This is a genomic window from Streptomyces sp. NPDC050548 (assembly GCF_044457385.1).
GTDB lineage: Bacteria > Actinomycetota > Actinomycetes > Streptomycetales > Streptomycetaceae > Streptomyces.
The window spans coordinates 21,927-39,692 of record NZ_JBITGV010000034.1 but is presented as its reverse complement, the minus strand read 5'-3'; the positions used below and the strand labels follow the sequence as shown (position 1 = coordinate 39,692).

General features: G+C 70.8%; 13 protein-coding genes and 1 pseudogene. 11 read left to right on the top strand and 3 right to left on the bottom strand.

Features of this window, described 5'->3' with window-relative positions:
- Window positions 1-130: 130 nt before the first annotated feature.
- Complete coding sequence (locus tag ACIBJH_RS47275) at window positions 131-1,897, bottom strand: coagulation factor 5/8 type domain-containing protein (RefSeq protein WP_399123231.1); 1,767 nt, start codon at window positions 1,895-1,897, stop codon at window positions 131-133.
- Window positions 1,898-2,107: 210 nt separating this feature from the next.
- Here ACIBJH_RS47275 and ACIBJH_RS47270 point away from each other — a divergent pair, with 210 nt between their 5' ends.
- The 6 genes from ACIBJH_RS47270 (at window position 2,108) to ACIBJH_RS47245 (ending at window position 9,857) form a co-directional block, all read left to right on the top strand.
- Window positions 2,108-3,424, top strand: coding sequence for an ABC transporter substrate-binding protein (locus ACIBJH_RS47270; protein ID WP_399123229.1), 1,317 nt, complete (start codon window positions 2,108-2,110; stop codon window positions 3,422-3,424).
- An 8-nt stretch (window positions 3,425-3,432) separates the two neighbouring features.
- On the top strand, window positions 3,433-4,428 hold the full coding sequence (locus tag ACIBJH_RS47265) for a carbohydrate ABC transporter permease (RefSeq protein WP_399123228.1): 996 nt from the start codon (window positions 3,433-3,435) through the stop codon (window positions 4,426-4,428).
- Window positions 4,421-5,281, top strand: a complete 861-nt coding sequence (locus tag ACIBJH_RS47260; RefSeq protein ID WP_078532652.1) for a carbohydrate ABC transporter permease — start codon at window positions 4,421-4,423, stop codon at window positions 5,279-5,281. Before ACIBJH_RS47265 ends, ACIBJH_RS47260 begins: the two co-directional genes overlap by 8 nt.
- Before the next feature lie 50 nt (window positions 5,282-5,331).
- Window positions 5,332-6,690, top strand: a complete 1,359-nt coding sequence (locus ACIBJH_RS47255; RefSeq protein ID WP_399123227.1) for a GH1 family beta-glucosidase — start codon at window positions 5,332-5,334, stop codon at window positions 6,688-6,690.
- Between the two features lie 155 nt (window positions 6,691-6,845).
- The gene (locus ACIBJH_RS47250; RefSeq protein ID WP_399123226.1) at window positions 6,846-8,711 is read left to right on the top strand and encodes a discoidin domain-containing protein; all 1,866 of its coding nucleotides are present in this window, start codon (window positions 6,846-6,848) and stop codon (window positions 8,709-8,711) included.
- Between the two features lie 303 nt (window positions 8,712-9,014).
- Complete coding sequence (locus ACIBJH_RS47245) at window positions 9,015-9,857, top strand: alpha/beta fold hydrolase (RefSeq protein ID WP_399123225.1); 843 nt, start codon at window positions 9,015-9,017, stop codon at window positions 9,855-9,857.
- On the opposite strand, the gene ACIBJH_RS47240 is transcribed toward ACIBJH_RS47245, so the two are convergent.
- Both ACIBJH_RS47240 and ACIBJH_RS47235 read right to left on the bottom strand, forming a co-directional pair.
- Entirely contained in the window at window positions 9,844-10,236 is a 393-nt protein-coding gene (locus ACIBJH_RS47240) for an SCO5389 family protein (protein ID WP_399123224.1), read from the bottom strand. The genes ACIBJH_RS47245 and ACIBJH_RS47240 overlap by 14 nt on opposite strands.
- A gap of 65 nt (window positions 10,237-10,301) precedes the next feature.
- Window positions 10,302-11,249, bottom strand: coding sequence for an ATP-binding protein (locus ACIBJH_RS47235; protein ID WP_399123223.1), 948 nt, complete (start codon window positions 11,247-11,249; stop codon window positions 10,302-10,304).
- 163 nt (window positions 11,250-11,412) lie between these two features.
- On the opposite strand from ACIBJH_RS47235, the gene ACIBJH_RS47230 reads away from it, so the two are divergent.
- The 5 genes and pseudogenes from ACIBJH_RS47230 (at window position 11,413) to ACIBJH_RS47210 (ending at window position 17,740) form a co-directional block, all read left to right on the top strand.
- Window positions 11,413-11,949: a GNAT family N-acetyltransferase gene (locus tag ACIBJH_RS47230; RefSeq protein WP_399123222.1), complete on the top strand. Its 537-nt coding sequence runs from the start codon at window positions 11,413-11,415 to the stop codon at window positions 11,947-11,949.
- Window positions 11,946-13,463 (top strand): ABC transporter substrate-binding protein, encoded by a 1,518-nt coding sequence (locus tag ACIBJH_RS47225; RefSeq protein WP_399123221.1) that lies wholly within the window; start codon window positions 11,946-11,948, stop codon window positions 13,461-13,463. Before ACIBJH_RS47230 ends, ACIBJH_RS47225 begins: the two co-directional genes overlap by 4 nt.
- A 3-nt stretch (window positions 13,464-13,466) precedes the next feature.
- Window positions 13,467-15,764, top strand: a complete 2,298-nt coding sequence (locus tag ACIBJH_RS47220; protein ID WP_399123220.1) for an ABC transporter permease subunit — start codon at window positions 13,467-13,469, stop codon at window positions 15,762-15,764.
- A pseudogene (locus tag ACIBJH_RS47215) lies at window positions 15,761-16,991 on the top strand (MFS transporter). Before ACIBJH_RS47220 ends, ACIBJH_RS47215 begins: the two are co-directional and overlap by 4 nt.
- A 146-nt stretch (window positions 16,992-17,137) precedes the next feature.
- Complete coding sequence (locus tag ACIBJH_RS47210; RefSeq protein ID WP_399123219.1) at window positions 17,138-17,740, top strand: hypothetical protein; 603 nt, start codon at window positions 17,138-17,140, stop codon at window positions 17,738-17,740.
- Window positions 17,741-17,766 lie beyond the last annotated feature (26 nt).

The window sequence follows — 17,766 nt, the reverse complement described above, 5'->3', positions numbered from 1 at the left end:
CGCGGGCGGCGGGGTGGGGGGGGGGGGGGGGGGGGGGGGGGGGGGGGGGGGGGCGGGGGGGGGGGGGGGGGGGGGGGGGGCGGCCCCCCGCCCCCCCCCCCCCCCCCCCCCCCCCCCCCCCCCCACGACCTCAGGGGTACGACACCACGGTGGACGGGACCGTCGACGTGCCCGAAGTCGCCGCTCCCGTCTCGTTGATGACGTGTTCGTACTGGCCCTGCCCGCCGAGCGAGACGACCAGCAGGTCGTGGAACTTCACGCCCGACCGGTTCGGCGCCGCGAAGCCGTTGTGCTGCACGATCGTCGGGTCGACGTTGTAGTAGCAGTAGCTGCCCAGGCCCCAGCCTTCGTGCACGGTCACGTTGTCACCGACCTTGTAGGCCGCGTACCCCTTGATCGAGCCGTTCTGGATGGCCGCCTGGTTCGGGGCGTCGTACGCCTTCTCGTTCTGGAAGAAGATCGTGCGGCCCCGCTCGCCGTTCCACTGCACGTCGTACTTGTTGAAGTGCTCCACGAACAGACCCGTGGCCAGCACGTCGGCGCCGTTGACGAGGAGGCCGTAGTCGGCCCGGTTGGTGTCCCAGCCGATGCCCGTGCCGTGGTCGGCGCGCCAGAGCCAGGTGTGGTCGACGATGGTGTGCCGGTTGTTGATGACCATGCTGGTGGTGGCCTTGCCCGCGCCCGCGCCGCCGATGCGGACGAACACGTCCTGGACGGTGGTCGGGTTGGCGGAGTGGTCCGTCGTCGTGCCCGAAGGGCCCACCTCCAGAAGGGTGTTGGAGTTGACCGTGCCCGCGTCGATCAGGAAGCCCGCGAGGCGTACGCCGTCGACGTCGGCCGTCTTGAGGGCCGTAACCCCGTTGTCGGGAACGAGAGTTGCGTAACCCAGGCCCAGGACAACGGTGTTGGCGCGGTTCACCTGGATCGGCTGGTCCAGGTGGTAGATGCCCGGCGTCAGCAGGAGGTGCAGTCCCTGGGTGAGCGCCTGGTTGAGGGTGGCGGCCGTGACGCCCGGCTTCGCGACGTAGAACTGCGACAGCGACAGCGAGGTGCCGCGCGGGGTGCCGTTGCCCCAGGTCACGCCGCTGGCGTTGGTGCGCTTCTCGGGGAGGAAGACGCGGTACTCGGTGCCGTTGAGGTAGAGGAAGGGCTTCTCGCGGGAGACGGGGGTCGTGGCGAGGGTGGTGTACACCGGGTTCGGGAAGCCCTGCGCCGGTGCGCCCTGCACGCCCGAAAAGACCATGTTCCAGACGCCGTTGAGCCAGCTGCCGATCGCGCTGTCCCGGGTGTACCACTGCTGCTGCGAGTACGGCTGGACCTGGCCGTCGATCCGGCTGTCGGCGATGTAGCCGCCGGAGGCCCAACCGTAGCCGTTCGGGGCGAGGTTGAGACTGCCGCGCACATGCATACGACGGAAGGGGGCCGCCTGAGCCACGGCCCACCTGTTGGTTCCGCTGACGGGCACGAGCGCGAGGTTCTCCGCCGACCGCCAGAAGTTCTGCGTGGCGTTGCCGTTGAACCAGCCCGCGTCGACCGTGACGTCACCGTTGATGGTGGTGTCGTCGGGGGAGAGGCCGAGGCCCGCGATCGAGGTGTAGAAGCCGAGCTGGGCGTTGAGCCCGGAGTAGGTGCCGGGCTTGAAGAAGAAGGCGTAGCGGCCGGTGCCGAACTGGGCGGTCTCCTGCTGGGCGAAGACCTGGTCCAGCTTGGCCTGGATGCCGGCCGTCGACGGGTCGAAGACGATCACGTTGGGGCCGAGATCGCCGCCACCCGGAAGAGCAAGTGGCTTGTTCGCGGCGGGAGTTGCGGGGGCGGCGGAGGCAGTTGCGGGCAGCCCGGCCAGGGCGGACACAGCGGCGGCCGCACCGAGAACGGTTCTGCGGGGAACTGAGGACATGTCGCGGCTCTCCTTGTTCATGAAATGAACGCCGGTGGGGTTGGGAGCGCTCTCTCGCGAGGGAATGCTTCAGGTCCGTGAACGCGGCCGTCAAGAGATACGACCGAGTTCGACGAGTGGCGTCCAAACTCTTGACGCCTTTGGCTTCCGAGGTTTAACTCACGTCCTAAATTAAGTCGTGAGTGCATTCCCTGAAGGGACACCCGGAGTATGCGCAGCATCCGAGCCGCGGCCGTAGGCGCCGTCACCATGTCACTCGCCCTAGCGGCCACGGCCTGCGGAGGCGGTTCGTCCACGGGTGGGGGATCCAACGACTCGCCCAAGACGCTCACCTACTGGGCCTCCAACCAGGGCGCCAGCATCGCGATCGACAAGAAGGTCCTGCAGCCCGAGCTGGACAAGTTCAAGAAGCAGACCGGCATCACGGTGAAGCTGGAGGTCGTGCCCTGGTCCGACCTGCTCAACCGGATCCTGACCGCGACGACTTCCGGCCAGGGCCCCGACGTCCTGAACATCGGCAACACCTGGAGCGCCTCCCTCCAGGCCACCGGCGCCTTCCTGCCGTGGAACGCGGCCAACTTCGCGAAGATCGGCGGCAAGGACCGCTTCGTCGACTCCGCGCTCGGCTCCACCGGCGCCGTGGGCAAGGACCCGGCCGCGGTCCCGCTGTACTCGATGGCGTACGCGCTCTACTACAACAAGCAGATCTTCGCCGACGCGGGTATCTCCCAACCCCCGGCCACCTGGGCCGAATTGGTCGCCGACGGCAAGAAGATCCAGGCGAAGGGCAAGCAGGTCCTCGGCGCCGAGGGCGCCAACGTCTCCGAGAACATCCACCACACCTTCGTCTTCGCCAAGCAGCACGGCGCCGACTTCTTCACCGCCGACGGCAAGGCCGACTTCACCAACGACGGCGTTGTGGCCGCCGTCAAGCAGTACGTGGACCTGATGGCCAAGGACAAGGTCATCCCGGTCGGCAACGCCGAGTACGCGCAGAACCAGTCCGTCAGCGACTTCGCCAAGGGCAAGACGGCGATGCTGATGTGGCAGTCCGCGTCCGCGAACCTCAAGTCCCAGGGCATGAGCGACAGCGCGTACGGCATCGCCCCGATACCCGTGCAGTCCGGCACCCCCGGTACCGGCACACAGGTGAACTCGATGGTGGCCGGCATCAACCTCGCCGTCTTCAAGAACACCGACAACCTCGACGGCTCCACGAAGTTCGTGAAGTTCATGACGAGCGACGCCGAGCAGAAGATCCTCAACACCGCCTACAGCTCCATCCCGCCGGTCAAGACCGCGCAGACGGACACCGCGTTCAACACCCCCGCGAACGCCGTCCTGAAGAACACCCTCGCCACCAGCGCCGCCGCGCTGCCGCAGGTCGCCGACGAGTCGCAGTTCGAGACGGCGGTCGGCACCGCCGTCAAGAACCTGTTCGCCGACGCCGCCGCCGGACGCGCGGTCACCACCGCCTCGGTCAAGGCGGAGCTCGAAAAGGCCCAGCAGCAGATGCCGGCGAAGTGAGTGCGACTGTGACGAGCACTGTCACCCCGGAGGCCGCCGTGCGGAAGAACCCTTCCGACCCGGCGGCCCCCGGCCCGCGCCGGCGGCGCGGCGAACGGATCCGCCGTATCGGCCTGCCCTACCTGCTGCTCCTGCCCGCCCTGTTCCTCGAACTCCTGGTCCACCTGGTGCCGATGGTCATCGGCATCGTCATGAGCTTCAAGGAACTCACCCAGTTCTACATCCGTGACTGGGGCACCGCGCCCTGGTCCGGCTTCGACAACTACAAGGTGTCGGTGGACTTCGACGCCCCCGTGGGCAAGGCGCTCCTTCACTCCTTCTTCGTCACCGTCGGCTTCACCCTGCTCTCGGTCGGCTTCTGCTGGCTGATCGGCACGGTCACCGCGATCTACATGCAGGACAACTTCCGCGGCCGTGGCTTTCTGAGAGCGCTCTTTCTCATCCCGTACGCGCTGCCGGTCTACGCGGCCGTCATCACCTGGGTGTTCATGTTCCAGCACGACAACGGCCTGGTGAACCACGTCCTGCACGACCAGCTGCACCTCACCGACAAGCCGTCGTTCTGGCTGATCGGCGACAACAGCTTCTACGCGCTGCTGATCGTGTCGGTGTGGAAGGGCTGGCCGTTCGCCTTCCTCATTGTGATGGCCGGCCTGCAGAACATCCCCAAGGAGCTGTACGAGGCCGCCTCCATCGACGGCGCCGGCCTCCTGCAGCAGATCCGCCGCATCACCCTGCCGTCGCTGCGCCCGGTCAACCAGGTGCTGGTCCTCGTCCTGTTCCTGTGGACGTTCAACGACTTCAACACGCCGTACGTCCTGTTCGGCAGGTCGGCCCCCGAGGCCGCGGACCTCATCTCGGTGCACATCTACCAGGCGTCGTTCGTCACCTGGAACTTCGGCACCGGCTCGGCGATGTCGGTCCTGCTGCTCCTGTTCCTGCTCGTCGTCACCGGCGTGTATCTCGTGTTCACCTCACGCGGACGGAAAACGGCCGATGTCTAGCCCCACCTCGCCCATGGCCCCGCCCCGCTCCTTCATCTGGTCGCGGCGGATCTTCCTCACCCTGCTCACCGGCTTCGTCCTGGTGCCGGTGTACGTCATGCTCTCCAGCTCCCTGAAACCGCTCTCAGACGTCACGGGAAAGTTCCGCTGGCTGCCGAGCGGGCTCACGATCCGCCCGTACATCGACATCTGGTCGACGGTCCCGCTCGCGAAGTACTTCATGAACTCGCTGATCGTGTCCGTCGCCGCGACGGTCTGCTCGGTGGTCATCGCGGTCTTCGCCGCGTACGCGGTCAGCCGCTACGAGTTCCGCGGCAAGCGCGTCTTCACGGTCACCGTCCTGTCGACCCAGATGTTCCCGGGCATCCTCTTCCTCCTCCCGCTGTTCCTCCTCTACGTCAACATCGGCAACGCCACGGGCATCGCCCTGTTCGGCTCGCGCGGCGGCCTGATCCTGACGTATCTGACCTTCTCGCTGCCCTTCTCCATCTGGATGCTGATCGGCTACTTCGACTCCGTCCCGAAGGACCTGGACGAGGCGGCGCTGGTGGACGGCTGCGGTCCGCTCGGCGCGCTGCTGCGGGTCGTCGTACCGGCCGCGATCCCCGGCATCGTCGCGGTCGCCGTCTACGCCTTCATGACCGCGTGGGGAGAAGTCCTCTTCGCCTCCGTCATGACCAACGACTCCACCCGCACGCTCGCCGTCGGACTCCAGGGCTACTCCACGCTCAACGACGTGTACTGGAACCAGATCATGGCCGCCTCGCTGGTCGTCAGCGTGCCCGTGGTCGCCGGCTTCCTGCTGCTGCAGCGCTATCTCGTCGCCGGGCTGACGGCGGGCGCCGTCAAGTGACCGACCCGACCAACTCCGCTGACAACTCTGCTGACCGTAAAGGGACTTCAGTGACCATCGACATCGCCGCACTCCCGCACGACTTCCTGTGGGGCACGGCCACCGCGGCGTACCAGATCGAGGGAGCCGTCGCCGAGGACGGGCGTTCGCCGTCGATCTGGGACACCTTCTCGCACACCCCCGGAAAGATCGACAACGACGACAACGGCGACGTCGCCTGCGACCACTACCACCGCTGGCGCGAGGACATCGGCCTGATGCGCCAACTCGGCGCCAACGCCTACCGGTTGTCGATCGCCTGGCCCCGGGTCCTCCCCGGCGGCGACGGCCCGGTCAACCCCAAGGGCCTCGCGTTCTACGACCAGTTGGTGGACGGACTCCTGGAAGCGGGCATCACGCCGTCCGTCACCCTCTACCACTGGGACCTGCCCCAGGCGCTTCAGGACCGCGGCGGCTGGCCCGAGCGCGCGACCGCCGAGCACTTCGCCGCGTACGCCTCGGTCGTCGCCGAACGCCTCGGCGACCGCGTCACCCACTGGACGACCCTCAACGAGCCGTCCTGCTCGGCCTGGATCGGCCACCTCGAAGGCAAGATGGCGCCGGGTTGGACCGATCTAACGGCCGCCGTCCGAGCCTCCTACCACCTCCTGCTCGGCCACGGCCTCGCCGCGCAGGCGATCCGCGCCGCCGCCCCGAACGCCCAGGTCGGCATCGTCAACAACCTCTCCACGGTGTACCCGGCCAGCGACCGCGACGAGGACGTCCAGGCCGCCCGCCGACAGGACGGCCACGTCAACCGCTGGTGGCTCGACCCGGTCCACGGCCGCGGCTTCCCCGCCGACATGGTCGAGACGTACGGCGTCGAACTCCCGGAACAGCCCGGCGACTTGGCGACCATCGCCGCCCCGCTGGACTGGCTCGGCCTGAACTACTACTTCCCGGCGACCGTCGCCGACGACCCCACCGGCCCCGCCCCCTACACCCGCGCCGTCCGCCGCCTCGGCGTCCCGCGCACCGGCATGGACTGGGAGATCGACGCCTCCGGCATCGAGACCCTGCTGCTCCGCCTCACCGAGGAGTACGACCCGCGCCGGATCTACGTCACCGAGAACGGCTCCGCGTTCCCCGACGTCGTACGCCCCGACGGCACCGTCGACGACCCGGAACGCCAGGACTACCTGGTCCAGCACCTCGCCGCCTGCGCCTCCGCGGCCCGCAAGGGCGCCCCGCTGGCCGGCTACTTCGCCTGGTCGCTGCTCGACAACTTCGAGTGGGCGTACGGCTACGAGAAGCGCTTTGGACTGGTCCACGTCGACTACGACACCCAGGTCCGCACGATCAAGGGCTCCGGCCACCGGTACGCGGAGATCATCCGCGACCACCGCAGCCGGGCCCGGCGCGCGGCCTGACCGAGACCGCCCCGGTGGGTGCGGGCGGGGGAGCCCGCGCCCACCGGGGCACCATCGGCCCCATGGACCGTTCCAACCCCTTCAGCCTCGATAATGTCATGTGCACGTCAGCACGAGCACCCTCAGAAGGAGATCCGCCCCTCAAGGAGACCCGCATGCGAACCCGCACCCTGCTCACGGCGCTCACCGCGCTGACCCTGCTCTGCGTCACCCCGGCCCTCGCCGCCCCCGCCCCGCAGGCCGCCGCCGCGGCGACCTGGGACACCGACCTCGCGGCCACCGCCTATGCGGCGAACCCGGCCGCCGTCACCGCCTCCGGCAGCGAGAACGCCGGCACCACCCCCGGCCTCGCCTTCGACGGCGACGGCGCCACCCGCTGGTCCAGCAACTTCGCCGACGACGCCTGGATCCGCCTCGACCTCGGTACGACCCTCCGCGTCGACCGCGTCACCCTCGACTGGGAGGCCGCCTACGGCAAGAGATACGTCCTGGAGATCTCGAAGAACGGCACCGACTGGACCCCCTTCTACACGGAGACGGCGGGCAACGGCGGTTCGGTCACCACGAGCACGTACCCACAGGAGGTGACGGGTCGCTACATCCGCCTGCGGGGTTTGGAACGGGCCACGCCCTACGGCTACTCGCTCTACTCCTTCAAGGTCTACGGCGGCGAGGCGGCCCCCGCGTCCACGACCCGCACCAACCTCGCCCTGAACCACCCCGCGTACTCCAACTACTACCAGCACAACGGCAATTCACCGGCGTACGTCACCGACGGAGGCTGGCCCGCCAACCTCAAGGACGACGCGACCCGCTGGTCCAGCGACTGGAACGCCGACCGCTGGGTCTCGGTCGACCTCGGCGCGACCTCGACGATCGACACGGTCGACCTCTACTGGGAATCCGCCTACGCCGTCGACTACTTGCTCCAGGTCTCGGACGACAACAGCACTTGGCGCACGGTGTACGAGCCGTCGGCCGCCGACATCGCGGCCCGCCGGGCGAACATTCAGGCACCCGCCGACGCGACGGGCCGCCACGACACGGTGACCCTGCCCCAACCCGTGACCGGCCGCTACGTCCGCATGCTCGGCAAGGAACGCCGCTCCTTCTACAACCCGGCGCCCTACACGGCCCAATTCGGCTACTCGCTCTACGAGTTCCAGGTCTGGGGCGCCGGTGGCAGCGCGGCGGCGGCCTACCCGGCCCTCCCCGGCGACCAGTCGGGCACGTACCGGACGACGTTCTTCGACGACTTCACGTCCGCCGCCCTGGACCGCTCCAAGTGGCGGGTCGTACGGACCGGCACGGAGATGGGCTCGGTCAACGGCGAGTCCCAGGCGTACGTCGACTCGACGGACAACGTCCGTACGCAGAACGGTGAGTTGATCCTCGCGGCGAAGTACTGCAAGGGCTGCACCCAGGCGGGCGGTGGGACTTACGACTTCACGTCGGGCCGCATCGACACCAACACGCACTTCGACTTCACGTACGGCAAGGTCAGCGCCCGTATGAAGCTGCCGGTCGGCGACGGATTCTGGCCCGCCTTCTGGCTGCTCGGCAGCAACGTCGACAACCCGTCGGTCTCCTGGCCCGCCTCCGGCGAGACCGACATCATGGAGAACATCGGCTACTCCAACTGGACCAGCACCTCGCTGCACGGCCCCGGCTACTCCGCGGACGGCAACATCGGCGCCCGCCAGACCTTTCCGAACTCCGGCACGATCGACCAGTGGCACACGTACGCCGTCGAATGGACCCCGACCGCGATGCGCTTCTACGTCGACGACAACCTCGTCCAGGAGACCACCCGCAACAAACTCGAATCGACCCGCGGTCAGTGGGTCTTCGACCACAACCAGTACGTCATCCTCAATCTCGCCCTGGGCGGCGCGTATCCGGCCGGCTGGAACCAGGTGACGACGCCGTACTGGGGCCTGCCGCAGTCGAGCGTCGACAAGGTCGCGGCCGGGGGAGTGCAGGCGGAGGTGGACTGGGTGCGGGTCGAACGGAAGCAGTGACAGCTGGGCCGGTCCGGAGCGCGGAACCGGACCGGCCCGTTCGCCGCGCAGCATTCTGGTTACCTGATGCGCTGTGCCCCGCGATCTGGTTGCCGCAGGTACGACGTCCGGGACCCCGTTGCCGCGTGCGTGGCGAGCATGACGTCCGGATGCCGAAGGCTCCGTGCCCGGCTGCCCGGTCGCTGTACGCTCCGCGTCCGTGCCCGGCTGTCGCGCACGCCGAGCCCGGTAGTCGGGTAGCCGAGGGCCCGGTGCCCGGGAATCCGGTTGCCGCACATCAGGACCCCTGACACGCTCACGCCCATGCCGACCTTCGCCGCATCCGACGGAACCCGCCTCGCCGCGCACGCCTCGGGTGACGGCCCGCCCCTGGTCTGTCTGCCCGGTGGACCGATGCGGGACTCGACCTATCTCGGCACCCTCGGCGGCCTGACCACCCACCGGCGGCTGATCCGGCTGGACCTCCGGGGCACGGGCGCGTCGGAGGTGCCTCGGGACCGGGCGTCGTACCGCTGCGACCGGCTCGTGGACGACGTCGAGGCGCTGCGCGAACACCTGGGCCTGGAGCGGCTCGACCTGCTCGCGCACTCGGCCGGCGCGAACCTGGCCGTGCTGTACACGGCCCGCCATCCGGACCGGGTGGCCCGGCTGACGCTGGTCGCCCCCAGCGTCTACGCGGTCGGCATCGGGATCTCCGCCGAGGACCGGCTGGCGGTCGCGCGGTTGCGCGGGTCCGAACCGTGGTTCGGACCCGCGTTCGCCGCCCTGGAGGAGATCACCGCCGGGCGGGCCACGCCCGACTCCTGGGAGGCCATCTCGCCCTTCGCCCACGCCCGTTGGGACGACACGGCACGCGCCTTCGAGGAGGCCGACGCGAAGGAGAAGAACGCGGAGGCCGCGGCCCTCTACGCCGCCGAAGGAGCCTTCAGCCCGGCCGACACCCGCGCGGCGCTGGCCGGCTTCACCTCCCCGGTGCGTATCCTCGCCGGGGAGTTCGACATCTCCGCTCCGCCGCATGTGCTGGCCCGGTACGCGGAACTGTTCCCGGACGCCGAGTTCGTGATCCAGCCCGGCGCCGGACACATGCCGTGGCTGGACGACGCCGAGCGGTTCGTCGCGCTGGTGTTGTCGGTCAGCAGTCCCTGAACTCCGGTGACTGGTTCAGTACTTGGGACCGCGGTGAAGTGAACTTGGCATACGTCCCGCCGTCCCGCGCCGCCGGCCGGAACGCCGCCACCCGGTGGCAGTTCTGGAAGGCCAGGGTCACCCCGAAGTGGCGCTCCAGGCTGCCCCGGATCGCGTCGCTGGCCAACGCCCGCAGCAGCTGGCCGCGTTCCTTCTCGGACGGCGGCGGGGTCTGGTTGTCGGTGAACTCGGCCGTGCCGTCGTGGAGTTCGGCGGCGAGGCCCGCGACGAGGTCGTAGGCATACGGCAGGGACGTGCGGACCGTGTCCACGAAGTCCGCCTCGCGGATGTCACCGTGTTCGGCTTCGGCGAGGAGCTTCGGGGAGACGTCGAGAGACATGAAAAGGGGTGTCCTGTCAGGTAGTTCGGAGGGTTTGGGAGGGTTGGGTACAAGTGGGGTGGTCGTCAGGTCAGTGCGGCCGGGCCCGGTACGTAGCCCGGGTCCACCTGGGCGGCCAGGTCCAGGCCCGTCGCCCGGTCCGCCCAGGCCCGCGCGTTGCGCAGATGGAACTCGACGGCGTGGCGGTGCAGGGTCGGCCAGTCCCGGGAGCAGGAGTCCACGGCCTCGCGCAGCAGACGCAGGGCGTGCACGTTGTGCGGTTCCAACTCGCCCTCCGACCGGCCCTGTTCGGCGGCGCGGACGGCGGGGGAGTGGACCAGGTGGGTCAACAGATCGTCGCCCACCTCCTGTTTGAGGAAGAGCAGGTCGTCCTCGCCGGTCACCTTGTTGCCGATCACGGCGATCCGGATCCCGAACTCCCGTGCATGGTCCCGGTACTGGCGGTAGACGGAGACGCCCTTGCGGGTGGGTTCGGCCACCAGGAAGGTGAGGTCGAAGCGGGTGAACAGGCCGGAGGCGAAGGCGTCGGCGCCCGCCGTCATGTCGACCACGACGTACTCGCCGGGGCCGTCGGCCAGATGGTTCAAGTACAGCTCCACCGCGCCGAGTTTGGAGTGGTAGCAGGCCACCCCGAGGTCGCTCTCCTCGAACTCGCCCGTCGCCATCAGCGGTACGTCACCCGCCCGCACCACATGCCGGGCGTGCACCTCGTCGTCGCCGAGCAGCCGCAGCAGACGTGAGCCGCGCCCCGGCGGGGTCGTCTTGATCATGGCCTCGCGGGAGGCGATGCGCGGGTTGGTGCCGCGCAGGAAGTCCTTCAGCTCGCCCAGGTGGGCACCGAGCGGCGGGGTGACGGCGGGTGCGGCGCCCGGGGCCAGGGCCTCGGCCAGGTGCTGGTTGATGTCGCCGTCGACGGCGAGCACGGGGGCGCCGGAGCGGGCCAGTTGGCGGGCGAAGAGGGCCGAGAGCGTGGTCTTTCCGCTGCCGCCCTTGCCGACGAACGCGACGCGCACTACCGGTCCGCCGCTTTCGCGGTTTTGAAAATGAATGTCATGTGGCTAGGTTTTAGGGGTCGGCCGCAGGGCTGTCAAATCGGGAGCGGCCATCAGGGGAGGCCGTCATGGGGGATCGCCCGCCGCGATCAAGGACGGAAGTCTTAATGCATATGATGCGCAAGTGCTTGACTACTGCATCAGGGCGGCAGGCCCGGACGACCTCGACGGTGCGCGTGCCGTGATGCTCGACACCGTCTACCGCGACTTCGCCACCGGCTATGTGCCCCGCTGGCACGCCGACATCATCGACCCGGCCGCCGCCTACCTCGCCCCGGCCCGCCACACCCTCCTCGTGGCGCTCGCCCCCGACGACGGCCAGATCGTCGCGACCGCCGCGCTCGACTCCCGTGGACCGGTCCACCCGCCGAACCCGCGCCACCTCGCCGAGCGCTACCCCTCCGGCGAGACCGCGCAGCTCCGCCGCGTCTACGTCCGCCCCGCGCACCGCCGCCGCGGCCTCGCCCGGCATCTCGTCGCCGAACTCCTCGCGTTCGCCGCGGCCGACGGCGGTTACCGCGCCGCCTACCTGCACACCGACCCCGCCGTGCCCGGCGCCGAGGCCTTCTGGCGCTCGCTCGGCAAGGTCGTGCACGACGAACGCGACGACGCGGCCGGCGGGCAGGGAATCATGCACTTCGAACTACCGATGGGGCGATGACCGCGATGCGATTCCGACGAACCCGCCCCGCCCGACTGCTCCTTGGGCTCGCCCTCGCCCCGCTGCTCACCGGCTGCTTCGCCTCCGCCGGTGACGGGAACGGGGAGACGACCGGGACGTCCGGTTCCCGGCTACGGGTCGCCCTCGCGTTCCCGCCCGCAGAGAACCTCTCCCCGTACGGCGCCGACGCCACCATCCTCAGTCGCCTCGGTGTGACCGAGGGCCTGACCTCGCTGGACGCCAACGGCTCCGCCGCCCCCGCACTGGCCCGGTCCTGGCAGCGGGAGAGCGACCGCGGCTGGCTGTTCACCCTGCGCGAGGCGACCTTCCAGGACGGCACCGACGTCACCCCGGCCCGCGTGGCCGCCGCCCTCACCCACGCCACCGAGGCGAAGCCCGCCCCCGCCGCCCTCTCCGGCGTCACCCTCACCGCCGAGTCCGCGGGCGGCGACCGGGTGCGCGTCACCACCAACTCCCCTGATCCGGTACTGCCGTTGCGGCTCGCCGGTCCCGCCCTCGCGGTCCTCTCCCCGAAGGCGTACGAGGAGAAGGGCCGAGTCGACCCGGTCGGTACCGCCACCGGTCCCTTCGAACTCACCAAGGTCACCGGCTCCACGGCCGCCGCCACCCTCGACCGCTTCGACGACTACTGGGGCGGCCTCGCCCACGCCTCCGGCATCGACGCGCGCTTCATAGCCGACGGCACCGCCCGCACCAACGCCCTGCGCACCGGGCAGGTGGACATGGCCGAGGCGATACCCGTCGCCCAGGTCGCGACCCTCGACCCCGCGGTCCGCCGCGAGACCGCCACCACCCGCACCACGAGCCTCCAACTCAACACCCGCGCAGGCCCGTTCACGGACCCGAAGCTCCGGGCCGCCGCCCGCGAGGCCCTCGACACCGGCGCGCTGGCCAAGGGCGTCCACGAAGGTCACGCCGACGCGGGCACGGGCATCTACGGCCCCGCGGTCACCTGGGCCGCCGGCAAGCGCGAACAGCCTGCCGGACGGGCGGAGGCGAGGGTGCCCGACGGAACGCCGATCACCCTCGCCACGTACGACAACCGGCCCGAACTGCCCGAAGCGGCCCAGGTGTTGAAGCAGCAGCTGGAAAGGGCCGGATTCCGGGTCGAGTTGGAGGTGCGTGAGTACTCGCGGATCGAGAGCGACGCACTGGCCGGGAAGTTCGACGCGTTCGTCGTGGCCCGCAACACCCAGGTGGACACCGGGGATCCGGTCGCCGTGCTGGCCAGTGACTACACCTGCGACGGCGGCTACAACCTGGCCCTGCTCTGCGACAAGGATGTCGACCGGGCCGTCGCGAAGGCCCAGGCAGCCGCCGACACCTCCGCGCGCCAGAGCGCCGCGATGGCGGCCGAGGCCGAGATCCTGGGCACCGACGCGGTTGTGCCGCTCGTCCACCAGCGGGTCGTCACCGGCGTCGGCGACTCCGTCGAGGGCGTCCTCCTCGACCCGTACGAGCGCACCCTCGTCGGCACCGGAACCCGGCGCTGAACCATGCCGCACCGCACGACCGCGCTGCTGTGGCGCGCCCTTCTCACGGCCGGACTCGTCTGCGCCGTGGGCCTGTTGCCCTGGTTCGCACACACCGACCCGGCACTCACCGTACTCAAGGCACGCTCGGCGGAACGCGACCCCGACCCCGAGGTCCTGGCCACGATCCGCGCCCAACTCGGCCTGGACGACGGCCCGTTGCGACTGCTCGCCCACTGGCTCGGCGGACTCCCGCGCGGCGACGCCGGCCGATCATGGATCTCCGGCACCGAGGTCACGCCCGCCGTCCTCCAAGCCCTGGGCGCGTCCCTGCTGCTGATGACCACGGCACTCGCGGTGGCCGCGGCGACCGCCGCGGCGGTGTGCGCGGGCACGCTGCGGCGCGGCGGTCGTGCGATGGAACGGTCCAGTGGCGGTGGTTGCGCGGGGCGCGCTGTGCTGCCGGGGTTCCTCGGACGGGGACGCGCTGGGCGTCTTGCAGAGCGGCTCGGCGGTGGCGTTGGTGCGATTCGCGCTGGGCTGCGCAGGGTTGTCGCGGAGCGGTCCAGCGGCCGGTCCGCAGGGCGTTCCGGCGGTGGGGTTCGCGCTGTGCTGCCCCGGGGTCTCGTGTGGCGGCAAAGGGGTCGGCCCGTTGGGCGTTCCGGCGGTGGCGGAGGCGGTGGCGCGGTTCGCGCTGTGCTCCCCGGGGTTGTCGTGGAGCGGTCCAGCGGCCGGCCTGCTGGGCGTTCCGGTGATGGCGGTGCGGTTGGTGCGATTCGCGCTGTGCTCCCCGGGGTTGTCGTGGAGCGGTCCAGCCGTCGGCCCGCAGGGCTCTCCGATGATGGCGGTGGCAGTGGCAGTGGCAGTGGCAGTGGCAGTGGCAGTGGCAGTGGCGGTGGCGGTGGCGGCGACGGCGGCGACGGCACTTGCGCCGTTCCCGGCGCTCCGCCGAGGCGACTCGCCCGCCGCCGTGTCCCTCGTCCCGCAAGCCACCCCGGTGGCACCGGCTCCGCCGCCCTCGCCGCGCTCCCTGAGTTCCTCACCGCGTCCGTGCTCGCCACCGTCGTCGGGGTGCAGCTCGGGTGGCTGCCCGCGCTCGGGTGGTACGGGCCGCGGTGGACGGTGTTGCCCGCGCTCGCGCTCGGGCTGCCTGCCGGGGCTGTGTTGGGGCGGCTGCTCGATGATCTGCTGCCCGGTGCCTTCGCCGAGCCGTGGGCGCGGGCAGCCGCCGCGCGTGGGCTGTCCGGGCGGCGTATCGCGCGGCAGGCCGTTCGCCGCTGTCTGCCCGGACTGCTGCCGAACCTGGGGCTGTTCGTCGTCGGGCTGACCGGCGGTGCCGTCGCCGTCGAGCAGATCTTCGACATCCCCGGACTCGGCCGCACCACCCTCCAGGCCGCCCTGGCCCAGGACCTGCCCGTCCTCCAGGCCGGCACCCTCGTCCTCCTCCTGCTCGCCGCCCTCGCCGCCGGACTCTCCCGCCTCGTCACCTGTCTCCTCGTCGGACCGGCCCTGCGAGCCGGAGCCCTGCCGTCCCTCCACGGGCCCGCCCCAACACCCGGACGCGCCTTGCCTGTTGTGTACGCCGCCCTCCTCCTCGGTGTCCTCGCGCTCGGCCTGCCCCGCGATCCTCTCGCCCTGAACACCCGTCTGCGTCTCCAACACCCCACCTGGGCCCACCCGTTCGGCACCGACGCGCTCGGCCGGGACGTCCTCGCGCGGATCGCCCACGGGGCCGTCGACACCTTGCTGCTCGCCCTCGCGATCAGTGCCGTCGCGCTCGTCACCGGCGTCCTGCTCGGCCTGCTGCCCCGGCTGTCCGGACCGCTCGTCGACACGGTGAACGCCGTACCGCCCGTCCTCGCCGCCCTGTTGGTCACCGCCGTGGCCGGCGGCGGGAGCGGTACACCTGCCCTCGCCGTCGCCGCACTCGCGTGGACCCCTCTCGCCGCACACACCTCCGCGCTGCTGCGGCAGGAGCGCGCCACCCTGCACGTGACCGCCACCCGTGGCCTGGGCGCGGGCCGTTGGTACCTCCTGCGCCACGAACTGCTGCCCGCCGTCCTGCCACCCGTCACCCGGCACGCCCTGCTCCGCCTGCCCGGCGTCGCCCTCGCCCTCGCCTCGCTCGGCTTCCTCGGCCTCGGCGCCCAACCGCCTTCCCCGGAGTGGGGGTTGCTCCTCGCCGAGAACCAGCCCTACGCCGAGCGCGCCCCCTGGGCCGTCCTCGCCCCCGCCGCCGTACTCGCCCTCCTCGGGGCCCTCGCGGTGACGGCGGCGGGCAGTGCACGAGCCACGGGGCAGGGGCAGTTGGCGGTCCGGTGAGCGCGGCGAACGTCGTACGGACTCCGCTCCCGCCCCTGCTCCGGCTGCTGATCCTCACTCAACTCGCCTTCAACGTCGGCTTCTTCGCCGTGCTGCCGTTTCTTGCCGAGCATCTGGCGGACGCGATCGGCATGGCGGGCTGGCTCGTCGGGCTGGTGCTGGGGCTGCGGACCTTCAGCCAGCAGGGGCTGTTCGTGGTCGGCGGGGCGCTGGCCGACCGGTACGGGGTGCGGCCCGTGGTGCTCGCCGGGTGCGTGCTGCGGATCGCCGGGTTCGGCTGGCTCGGGTACGCCGAACGGACCTCCGCGGTCGTCGGGGCCGTACTGCTCATCGGGTTCGCCGCCGCACTCTTCTCCCCTGCCGTGGAGTCGGAGGTCGCGCGCCAGGCCGTCGAGTGGGAGGAGAAGGGCGGAGGCCAACGGGCCCGTGTGCTCGCGCTGTTCACCGTCGCGGGTCAACTCGGGGCGTTCGTCGGGCCGTTGCTCGGTGCGCTGCTGCTCGCCGTGGACTTCCGGGTGACGTGTCTCGCCGGGGCCGGGATCTTCGTGCTCGTGCTCGCGGGGGCACGCCTGGCTGCTGCCGCAGCACATCCCCGGGCGGACGCGCGTCAAGGAGAAGGGCGGTGCACGGGCTCTCGTACGCAACCGGCCCTTCCTGGCGCTGTGTTGTGCCTACGGGGCCTATCTCCTCGCCTACAACCAGCTCTATCTGGCCCTCCCCGAGGAGGTCGAGCGCGCGGCGGGCTCGAAGGCGCCGCTGGCCAGGCTGTTCGCCCTGTCCTCGCTGCTCGTGGTGACCGCGCAGTTGCCCCTCACACGGTAGGCGGGGGAGTGGCTCGATCCGCGCCGGTCCATGGCGGCCGGGCTGCTGCTGATCGCCGTAGGATTCGCGGCCGTCGCGGTGGCCCGGCCCGCCCAACTCACCAGCACCACCGGCCTGTTGCCCGCCACCGTCCTCGTCGTGCTGCTCACCCTCGGCCAGATGCTCATCGCGCCCGTCGCCCGCGCCTGGATCCCGGACCTCGCCGAACCCCGGCGCCTCGGCCTCTACACCGGCGCCCTGTCCTCCGTCTCCGGGCTGATCGTTCTCGTCGGCAGCGCGGCCACCGGCACGCTCCTCGACACGGAGTTGCCCGCGGCCGTTCCGTGGCTGGTGCTGGCCGCCGTACCGGTCGCGGCGATCGCGCTGTTGCCACGCACGGGCGCTCCGGCCGCCGTATCCCGGTAAATCGACGCATGCGCGCAGGAGTCCGCCCGTCCGGACTGAACGCCCCACGCGTCACCGCCGTACCAAGCCATGAACCAGATATGAGCTGCCCCCTAAACAGCCATCGACGGCAACGGCGGCAGCGGCCCGTGGGAGGATCCGTCACCATGAGCGCATCCCCGGCGGTACGGAGCCTGCGCGCCGCGGTGTTCGCCGCGGTGTGCGTGCTGCTGGCTGCCGCCGGGCACGGGCTCGCCACCGGCGCGACGCCCCCGCTGTGGGCGGACGGCGCCGGGTTCCTCGTCGTGTTCGGCATGGGGTTCCTGCTCGGCGGTCGGGAACGGTCCCTGCCCGGCATCGGCGCCGCCATGCTCGCCACCCAGGCGGGGCTGCACCTCGGCTTCGACCTCGCGCGGCCCCGGGCCGGGATGGCGATGGCCGGGATGGCGCACATGTCGGGGGACACCATGGCCCCGATGCGGCAGACGCAGGCGATGACCCCGCACGCCGTGGCCGCGCATGTCGTCGCCGCCCTCGTCGCGGCCTGGTGGCTGCGGCGCGGGGAGGCCGCGCTGTGGTCGTTGCTGCGCTGGGCCGTCGCCTTCGTACCCGGACTGGTGGCCTGGTGGCGGGACGCCCCCGCACCCCTGTCCGCCCGCACGGTGGGTCCCGGACGCACCGGCGCCGACGCGGCCCCCTTCCGTCAGCTCCTCCTGCGGCACGCGGTCAGCCGCAGAGGGCCACCGGTCCCGATCCCGTACTCGGCCTGACCTGCCAACTTCCTTTTCCCGTACGG

Excerpts from the sequence above, each read along its gene's own strand:
- ACIBJH_RS47275 (WP_399123231.1), bottom strand. The coding sequence starts at position 1,897 with ATGTCCTCAGTTCCCCGCAGAACCGTTCTCGGTGCGGCCGCCGCTGTG.
- ACIBJH_RS47270 (WP_399123229.1), top strand. The coding sequence starts at position 2,108 with ATGCGCAGCATCCGAGCCGCGGCCGTAGGCGCCGTCACCATGTCACTC.
- ACIBJH_RS47260 (WP_078532652.1), top strand. The coding sequence starts at position 4,421 with ATGTCTAGCCCCACCTCGCCCATGGCCCCGCCCCGCTCCTTCATCTGG.
- ACIBJH_RS47250 (WP_399123226.1), top strand. The coding sequence starts at position 6,846 with ATGCGAACCCGCACCCTGCTCACGGCGCTCACCGCGCTGACCCTGCTC.
- ACIBJH_RS47245 (WP_399123225.1), top strand. The coding sequence starts at position 9,015 with ATGCCGACCTTCGCCGCATCCGACGGAACCCGCCTCGCCGCGCACGCC.
- ACIBJH_RS47240 (WP_399123224.1), bottom strand. The coding sequence starts at position 10,236 with ATGTCTCTCGACGTCTCCCCGAAGCTCCTCGCCGAAGCCGAACACGGT.
- ACIBJH_RS47225 (WP_399123221.1), top strand. The coding sequence starts at position 11,946 with ATGACCGCGATGCGATTCCGACGAACCCGCCCCGCCCGACTGCTCCTT.
- ACIBJH_RS47220 (WP_399123220.1), top strand. The coding sequence starts at position 13,467 with ATGCCGCACCGCACGACCGCGCTGCTGTGGCGCGCCCTTCTCACGGCC.
- ACIBJH_RS47210 (WP_399123219.1), top strand. The coding sequence starts at position 17,138 with ATGAGCGCATCCCCGGCGGTACGGAGCCTGCGCGCCGCGGTGTTCGCC.